Raw genomic sequence first — 7889 nt, forward strand, 5'->3', positions numbered from 1 at the left:
GTCACTGGCTGGGTTACCTCGCGGTGCGCACGCACTGAGCAGGCATGTTTCGATGCAGCGGCGCGGCGGGTTCGCGCCGTCACGTAGATTGATCCGTATTTTCAAAGGGAGAGCATCTTGCTCCACACGACTCAAACCGAAGCTTGCAAGCTCGCCGTTCAGGACATCCACAAGCGCTACGGCGACAACGAAGTGCTCAAGGGCGTGTCGCTGAACGCGAACAAGGGTGACGTGATCAGCATCATCGGCGCGAGCGGATCGGGCAAGAGCACCTTCCTGCGCTGCATTAATTTTCTGGAGCGGCCGAACGCGGGGCAGATCGTCGTCGACGGCGAAATGGTCAAAACCAAAGCCGACCGCGCCGGCAATCTGGAAGTGGCCGATCACAAGCAGCTGCAACGCATCCGCACGAAACTGGCGATGGTGTTCCAGCATTTCAACTTGTGGGCGCACATGAATGTGATCGAGAACATCGTCGAAGCGCCGATTCATGTGCTCGGCATGTCGCGTCGCGAAGCCGAAGAGCGTGCGCGCGAATATCTCGAGAAGGTGGGCCTCGCGCCGCGTCTGGAAAAACAGTATCCGTCGCATCTGTCGGGCGGTCAGCAACAGCGCGTGGCCATTGCACGTGCGCTGGCAATGAACCCCGACGTGATGCTGTTTGATGAGCCTACGTCCGCGCTCGACCCCGAACTGGTCGGCGAAGTGCTGAAGGTGATGCAGAAGCTCGCCGAAGAAGGCCGCACGATGATCGTCGTCACGCACGAAATGGGTTTCGCGCGCAACGTGTCGAATCATGTGATGTTCCTGCATCAGGGCCGCACCGAAGAAGAGGGCTTGCCCGCTGAAGTGCTGACCACGCCGCGCAGCGAACGACTCAAGCAGTTCCTGTCCGGCAGCCTTAAATGACGAGGACGCTCAAAGTGATCGGCTAGCTTGGCTCAGCTTGCCGTGCCAATGCAAACCCCTGGCGGAGCGCCAATTGTCCTCAAGGCCGATCGGCGTCACGACATTGCACGGCCCCATTACTCCCGCACGAGACTAGAGGTGGGTTGCAATTCGCCGAAGCCGGCAACGCATAATTCAAGGTAGGCTGCGACATGAGCGCTGCGAACAACACGCCCCTATGTTCTTGTCGCAATCCCTGTGTCTCGGGCGCGATTTAGGCTGCTAAAAGTTTAACGCCACGGTTGCCCCGAATCGGCTGCTCAGTCAGACAACGGCGATCGGAGCGGATACGCTTACGGCGACAGATGGCAGCTCCCCGCAGAGACTGGCTGTCGCCGGGAACCTGACTGCTATCGTTTCCAACACGCTCGATACGTTTCAATTGTTTCCAACGATTGGGCGCTGAAAAGTCTATCGGACGTCCGGCGCGTCGTCGACTTGAGTCTGGATTAGCGAGGCACGACATCACGCGACGATTCCGACGTCGCGTGATGCTGCGTGGTTTTTAGAACTTATGACGGATGGCTGCGCGGAACACAAACTGATTCGACGTCGACGAAGCATGCGCTGCTCCAGGCACGTACGCTTGATCGAGCGCGGTACCCGTCTTGTCGCCCGCGACCTTCTGGTAGGCGCCCTGAACGTAGAAGTCTGTGCGCTTCGAGAGGTTGTAGTCCGCCATCAGGCCGACCGAGTGGATCTTCGGCTTCGCGCTACCAGAGGACGCGTCGAAGGTCTCCATCGTGTACACATATTGCGCTCCAACGTAGAAGGATGGCGTGAACTGGTACTTGCCGTTGATTTCGAAGTTCTGAAACTTGAGCGCGTTCAGGGCGCCGGCTGCCGGAAGGATTGACCCCGAGATGTAGGTCGTCGAGAGCGGGGAGGTGATATCCGTGTTCGTGTACGCGAAACCGGCAGTTGCCGAACCGAACGTGTAATTGATGCCGCCGCCGAAAACGCGTAGCCGCTTGGCTAGGAAGTTCTCATCGCCGCCGTTATTTATTGCACCGCTCGCGCTCGACGACGGATTGTTCGCTTGCAAGTACGCGGCCGCCACGAGGAGGCCGCCGTTCGCGTATTGGCCGCCGATGCTGTATTGACGGTTATTCGCAAAGTTCGTGTCGTTACTGAAGCTGTACGTGCCACCGACCTGAAGGCCTGCGAAATCCGGGCTCGCGTATTTGATCGTATTGTTCACACGGAACGAGTTATCCGTGTTGTCGTTGTCATACGGATGCGAAAACAGGTAGCCGGCCCAGTTTCCGTTTGCAGTTGTCTGTGCAAGATAGTCGACCAACGAGTCGTACTGGCGGCCGAACGTGATCGTACCGTACTTGTCATCCGTCAAACCGACGTAAGCCTGACGACCGAACATGAGGCCACCCTGACCCAGTTTGCCATTATTCACATCAAAACCGTTCTCCAATGTGAAGATTGTCTTCAAGCCGCCGCCGAGGTCTTCCGTTCCCTTCAGGCCCCAACGGCTACCTTGCGCATAGCCGCATTGTAGTTCGGAGAGGGACTTGCCGTGGACATTGTTCGTATAGTCGAACCCCTCGTCGATCAATCCATACAGCGTGACGGTGTTCTGCGCAAACACGGGCGCGACGAATGCGGTAGCCACAGCCAGTGCGATGGTTTGTCTTTTCATAAAGATCTCCGTAATTAGTTAGTAGTTCTGATCGCATGTGCGCAAGGTTGCATTCACACAAACGCAACGGATGAGATGCTTGCACGTCGATGATGTCCTGTCCATTGGCACAGACGCCACATCGATGCGACGTTGCAAAAATGCTTAAAGGCTGAAGAAGACGCTCAGATGATTCTGCCGATCGACGTGATCCGTGAAGATGGATCGGGTGATAGCACATGCATCACCTAGTCATCATGGGCAGCGGCCGCAGGTCAGTTTGGTCGAAATATCGTTGTTGGAGGCGGTGTGGGCGCAGGGAATGTTCACGAGCAATCCCTGTCGATAGCGATACTTCTGAATTTCATAAATTGAAATTCTCAGGATCCTGATTTAACTGTATGGCCCGAGGCTCTATGATTGATAAACACTTGGACCAGCTCCGGGTGCATTCTGCGCGAGCTCGCAAACGCAAGTGGGCGCGTTTGGCGAGCACGCCACTGAACGGCGTGATAACTGGAGACCACAATGATCAGATTGCGACACAGGGTTGCGGCTGCGCTGCTTCTGACCTGCTCATTTCTCGGCACCGTAGCGTATGCGGAGGACGTATTGCGTTACGGCATAGAGGCGAGTTACCCGCCGTTCGAATCCAAATCGGCGAATGGGGAGCTGCAGGGATTTGATATCGACCTGGGAAAGGCAGTGTGTGCTGCCGCGAAGATGTCCTGTAGTTGGATTGAAACATCCTTCGACGGGCTGATTCCCGCTCTTCAGGGGCGTAAGTTCGATGCCATCAACTCGGCAATGAACGTCACTGAGAAGCGCGAGCAAACGATCGACTTCACGACAGTGATCTATCGCGTGCCATCTCAGCTGATCGCCCGGGTGGGTAGCGGTCTCCAGCCGACTGCTGCGTCGCTGAAGGGCAAGAGCGTTGGCGTCTTGCAAGGGTCCATCCATGAGAACTTCGCCAGGGCGCACTGGGCCACAGCGGGCGTGAACGTAGTCACGTATCAGGACCAGAACCAGGTTTTTAACGATCTTACTTCCGGTCGGCTTGACGCGACCCTGGTTCTCTCGCCGTCGGGGCAGAGCGCGTTCCTTTCGACACCAGAGGGGAAGGGTTTTACGTTCGCTGGGGTTCCTGTGCAAGATGAAAAAATTCTGGGTCGCGGCGTAGCATTCGGATTAAGACAGGGCGACGGTGCTCTCAAAGAGAAGCTAAATGCGGCAATCAAGCAAGTGAAGGCTGAGGGAACAATTGAGAAACTTTCGAAGAAGTACTTCGGGGATATCGATGTGACAGCGAAGTGATAGCCGGGCTGACGGCTGCTAAAGGGGGCGATGTGAACATCGGAGCCCGGATGTCCCCGGTAATCGGTTAAGAGACGCTTTCTGTCAGGTACTGGATGGCATGTGAACCGGGCCTATCCGGCTCACCCGCCAGCAGCCCGACGACAATGTTATGGGATCCTACGCAGGGTAGGCAAAAGGGAGTGTGACAAAGGGATAAGTTTCACGGGCAATTCCTGTGTAATGGACATCAAAAACGCTGAGTTCGGGTGTTTTTGAAAATTGAGTAATTCCCGACGTCCTACCCGGCAATATCGTGGTTTAGATGACCGTTCCGCGCGCTCATGCGGAGTCAAGCGTCTTTCTGAAAATAGAAGTTAGGAGTATGTATGTCGCTCAGCAATGAAAAGCTCCATGAGCTACGCGCACGCTTTGGCGGTGAAAACGAGAGTAAGTTTTATGACGAGCACTTTCGTGCCGTCGCCGATTTGTTGATTGATGAGTTCGGTACTCGACAAGCACCCTACGCTGGCTTGTCAACCTTGCTTGATGCTCCGTGGCGGCAGATTGACTGGAGTAAGCCCGATCTGAAGGGTTTGCAGGTCGCGATGCTGGGTATTCCGATGGACTTGGGAGTTACGAACCGGAGCGGTGCGCGCTTTGGACCGCGCGCGCTGCGTAACATTGAGCGGATTGGCCCATACAACCACGTTTTAAAATTACTACCCACTCGAGATATCTCCGTTTCGGATGTCGGTGATGTGCCATTCGGGAGTCGGTTTCGCCTGGAAGAATGTCATCAAGACATCGAAAATGTCGTCAAGAAGATCCATGAGGCAGGAGTAGCCCCTCTTTCTGTCGGGGGCGATCACTCAGTCACGCTTCCCATACTTCGGGTGCTAGGCAAGGATAGGCCGGTTGGCCTTATTCACATCGATGCCCATTGCGACACAGGGGGCCCCTTCGATAGTTGCAGGTTTCATCACGGCGGCCCGTTTCGTCGTGCGGTGTTGGAAGGATGTCTGGATCCCACGCGAACCATTCAGATTGGCATACGCGGAGCAGCCGAATACCTCTGGGAGTTCTCCTATGAGTCGGGGATGACTGTAGTCCACGCGGAAGATATTCCGGTGATCGGCATCGAAGCCGTGATTGCAAAGGCGAGAGACGTGGTCGGCGATGGACCGGTCTACGTTTCATTTGACGTCGACGGTTTGGATCCGGCGTTTGCTCCCGGGACTGGAACTCCAGAGGTTGGGGGACTCACCGTGCGAGAAGCGCAGGCCATTCTTCGGGGGGTAGCGGGGATAAACATTGTCGGTGGCGATGTGGTGGAAGTCGCTCCTGAATATGACGCTACCACCAACACGGCCCACGCAGGCGCGCAGATACTCTTTGAGATACTAAGTTTGCTGTGCATACGCCTCAAGGCATGAACGGCACACAACGTAGGGTCCGAGCGTATCGGTCTTATTTTCTCGGACAGATCGATCGAAGCACAAACCCGAATCGACGCAAGAAAGAGATAGATTACAAGAAGGCGTCGACAAATTGACGACAGCTTTAGGCTGGATATAGTGCGGATAGTTCGAGACCATGGCTTGCGGGCTCGTAAAGTCTGAACCACATACAGCTAACGCACACCACGTGCACCTCAGCACGCGAGTATCTGGGAGACTTTCTAACATGCAACCGACACAAGCGTCCGGTTCCCTGAGCGATAAACAGACGCCGCCCGGCGCCGAACAACGGATACGAGAGCAACTGGCGGCGCTTTACCGCGTGGCCGCGCACTTTCGTATGACCGACATGATCGATACTCACATCACGGCACGTCTGACAGGATTGCCCGGTGAGGCGCCGACGTTTCTGATTAACCGCTATGGCGTCCTGTTTCATGAGATGCGCGCGTCGGATCTCGTGAAGATTGATCATCTCGGCAACGTCATTGACCAGCGAGCACACACAGAACCAACACTGTTTCGCGTGAATGCCGCGGGGTTTACGATTCATTCGGCTATTCATGCCGCACGCGACGATCTACATTTCGTGATTCATACACATACGGCCGCCGGGACGGCGGTTTCCGCTCAGGAGCATGGACTGTTGCCGATCAGCCAGCATGCGCTGAAGTTCTACGGCAAGCTCGGCTATCACGACTACGAGGGCATCGCGCTGGAACTCGGCGAACGCGAGCGTCTGGTGCGCGACCTCGGTTCCTGTAAGGCGATGATCCTGCGCAATCACGGACTGCTCGCGGGCGGCGCAACGGTAGCGCAAGCGTTTCACGAAATCTATTTCCTCGAACGGGCCTGCCAGGCGCAAATCCAGGCGCTGGCAGGTGGCAGCGCGTTGCGCATCCCGCCACGCGAAGTGTGCGAGTTGACCGCGAGCCAGTTTGATGGGGAGGACTCGGCGGAAATTGCCGAAATGGCTTGGCGCGCGGCGCTACGGCTGATTGATGATCCGCAATGCGATTACCGCAACTAGGCGAGTTTTAGGATTTCTTGCGATGACCAAAGTAGTTCTGATGAGCGGCGACGAGGACATTTCAGACCTTGTACAGCCGATTCTTCGCGCAGCACCTGAGCTCGATGTCGTGATGCACGGTGAGCAATCCGCCTCCGATGCCGAAATTGCGGTGTGCTGGAACCCGCCGGTCGGCGCGCTTGCGTCGCTGCCGAAACTTCGGCTCGTACATAGCATTGCCGCGGGCGTCGACGGCATTCTGTCCGACTGCGCCTTTCCCTCCGTGCCGCTGTGCCGGGTCGTCGATCCGCAACTCGCACGGGGAATGAGCGAATTCGTCACGTGGGGGGTGCTGCACTATCATCGTCAGCTAGATCGCGTGCTCGCCAATCAGCCTATCGAACGCTGGTTCCGCCATGAGCAGGGTGATTCTTCTGAATGCGCAGTCGGCATCATGGGTCTTGGGGAAATCGGTAGCCGAGTCGCGATGGATCTGCAGCGCTTCGGCTTCGCGGTGCGCGGATGGGCGCGCAAGCCGCGTGAACTGTCGGGCGTGACGACCTTCGCCGGTCCGCAGGAATTCAGGCACTTCATCCAAGGGACGGACATCCTCGTGTGTCTCTTGCCGCTCACTCACGAAACCCGCTGGATTCTCAACGCGACCACCTTCGAATACTTGCGGCCGGGCGCGAAACTGATCCACGTTGGCCGCGGCGAGCATCTGGTGCCCGCGGACCTGATCGCGGCGCTCACGAGTGGAAAGATCGGCGGTGCGATTGTCGACGTGTTTCCGAACGAACCGTTACCCCCGAAGGATCATATGTGGCGAGCCCCCAATCTGATCGTTACGCCGCACATGGCGTCCGTCGCGAGTTGGGACACGATCGGCACGCAGGTGGCAGCTAACGCGCGCAGGCTGATACGCGGCGAGCCGTTGCAGAACGTAGTCGACGTCACGCTCTGCTATTGAGAACCGGCATGGAGGCCGGCGCATTCCTCATGGCCATTGATGAACTCGTTCAGCGAATCGGTCACGTAGGCCGTTCGTAGAAGTAACGCCGACACCGGGAGCCGGTGGTCGTTTCTAGCAAGGCTCGTGACGGTCACCGTCACTCTGCAAGTTTTAGGAGTTAACGATGTCGATTCAGGAGCAAACAAACCAGGCGCTGATCTATTGATACGTGGCTTTCGACGCTTCTGCGACTCAGGAAGCCGCAGCCGGTGTATCCTTCTAGAGGTTCTGTTGCAAATAGGCACGGGGAATCGGTTAAAGTTGTCAGCCTGACGAACTGGTGACCGGTGATGAGCAAGCGGAAAGGTCTGGAGGGGTTGTTCGATGGACGGCATTTTGATCGGGAGATCATTGTTCTCTGCGTGCGCTGGTACCTTCGCTACAAGCTCAGCCTGCGCGATCTGGTCGAAATGATGGCCGAGCGGGGACTGTCGCTGGCGCACACCACGATCATGCGTTGGGTGAAGCGTTTCACACCGGAGTTCGTGAAGCGCTGGAATCGTTTTGCCGTACCGTCAGGGCGGTCATGGC

6 protein-coding genes and 1 pseudogene are annotated in these 7889 nt (G+C 56.8%); 6 read left to right on the forward strand and 1 reads right to left on the reverse strand.

Going from position 1 to position 7889, the window contains the following annotated elements:
• Window positions 1-117: 117 nt before the first annotated feature.
• Window positions 118-909 (forward strand): ABC transporter ATP-binding protein, encoded by a 792-nt coding sequence (locus tag HHL24_RS42745; protein WP_054043063.1) that lies wholly within the window; start codon window positions 118-120, stop codon window positions 907-909.
• A gap of 544 nt (window positions 910-1453) precedes the next feature.
• Here the strand turns inward: HHL24_RS42745 and HHL24_RS42750 are convergent.
• Window positions 1454-2602 (reverse strand): porin, encoded by a 1149-nt coding sequence (locus HHL24_RS42750; RefSeq protein WP_169491263.1) that lies wholly within the window; start codon window positions 2600-2602, stop codon window positions 1454-1456.
• 507 nt (window positions 2603-3109) lie between these two features.
• Here HHL24_RS42750 and HHL24_RS42755 point away from each other — a divergent pair.
• The 5 genes and pseudogenes from HHL24_RS42755 to HHL24_RS42775 all read left to right on the forward strand — a co-directional run.
• Window positions 3110-3898: an ABC transporter substrate-binding protein gene (locus tag HHL24_RS42755; RefSeq protein ID WP_169491264.1), complete on the forward strand. Its 789-nt coding sequence runs from the start codon at window positions 3110-3112 to the stop codon at window positions 3896-3898.
• A gap of 368 nt (window positions 3899-4266) precedes the next feature.
• Window positions 4267-5313 carry an agmatinase gene (gene speB / locus HHL24_RS42760; protein WP_169491265.1) on the forward strand — a complete coding sequence of 349 codons (1047 nt, stop codon included), beginning with the start codon at window positions 4267-4269 and terminating at the stop codon, window positions 5311-5313.
• 250 nt (window positions 5314-5563) lie between these two features.
• Window positions 5564-6367 (forward strand): class II aldolase/adducin family protein, encoded by an 804-nt coding sequence (locus HHL24_RS42765; protein ID WP_169491266.1) that lies wholly within the window; start codon window positions 5564-5566, stop codon window positions 6365-6367.
• Between the two features lie 22 nt (window positions 6368-6389).
• A complete protein-coding gene (locus tag HHL24_RS42770; RefSeq protein ID WP_169491267.1) occupies window positions 6390-7316 on the forward strand; it encodes a 2-hydroxyacid dehydrogenase in 927 nt (308 codons plus the stop codon).
• Between the two features lie 332 nt (window positions 7317-7648).
• Window positions 7649-7889 (forward strand): annotated as a pseudogene (locus HHL24_RS42775) (IS6 family transposase); the annotation flags it as partial.

The organism is Paraburkholderia polaris (genome assembly GCF_012927345.1).
GTDB classification, from domain to species: Bacteria; Pseudomonadota; Gammaproteobacteria; order Burkholderiales; family Burkholderiaceae; genus Paraburkholderia; species Paraburkholderia polaris.